Origin of the sequence: Gemmobacter denitrificans (genome assembly GCF_036964905.1) — a bacterium.
In the GTDB taxonomy this organism is placed as follows: Bacteria; Pseudomonadota; Alphaproteobacteria; order Rhodobacterales; family Rhodobacteraceae; genus Gemmobacter; species Gemmobacter denitrificans.
Window position 1 is genome coordinate 1 of sequence record NZ_JBALHR010000054.1, and the last position, 811, is coordinate 811.

Genomic DNA, 811 nt, shown 5'->3' on the forward strand with positions numbered 1-811 from the left:
CCCAGCCCAAAGCCCGGCCCAGACCCCGGCCCCGGTCGTCGAAGGCCGCGCCATCGTGCAGGATTACCATGTGCCCGGCGGCCTGTTCGGCGGGGCCAGGACGGTGCGCGCGCTCAAGGGGATCGACTTCAGGGTGGACAAGGGCAAGACCCTGGCCATCGTGGGCGAAAGCGGATCGGGCAAATCCACACTGGCGCGCGTGATCGCCCTGATCGACGCCCCCACCAGCGGCGAACTGCGGATCGCGGGCGAGCCCGTCGATATCCGCCGCCGCCGCCCGGGCCCCGCGCTGCGTTCAAAGGTCCAGATGGTGTTCCAGAACCCCTATGGCAGCCTGAACCCGCGCCAGAAGGTCGGCGATGTGCTGATGGAGCCGCTGATCATCAACACCGATTTCCCCGCCAGCGAAAGGCGCGACCGGGCCGAGGCGATGCTGAAGAAGGTCGGGCTGCAGCCCGAACACTTCAACCGCTATCCGCATATGTTCTCGGGCGGGCAACGCCAGCGCATCGCGATCGCGCGCGCCCTGATGCTGAACCCGGCATTGCTGGTGCTGGATGAACCCGTCTCCGCGCTCGATCTCTCCGTGCAGGCGCAGGTGCTCAACCTGCTCGCCGATCTGCAGGAGGAATTCGGCCTGACCTATGTCTTTGTCAGCCATGACCTCTCGGTCGTGCGCTACATCGCCGATGACGTCATGGTGATCTCGAAGGGCGAAGCCGTCGAACAAGGCACCCGCGAAACCCTCTTCGCAAACCCGCAGCACCCCTACACACAATCCCTCTTCGCTGCCACCCCCGTCACAGACACC

At 66.0% G+C, this 811-nt stretch carries 1 protein-coding gene; it reads left to right on the top strand.

The features are described 5' to 3' along the window. Nucleotides 1–52 precede the first annotated feature (52 nt). On the top strand, nt 53–811 hold a 759-nt coding region (locus V6590_RS20800; protein ID WP_335425627.1), incomplete at its 3' end, for an ATP-binding cassette domain-containing protein.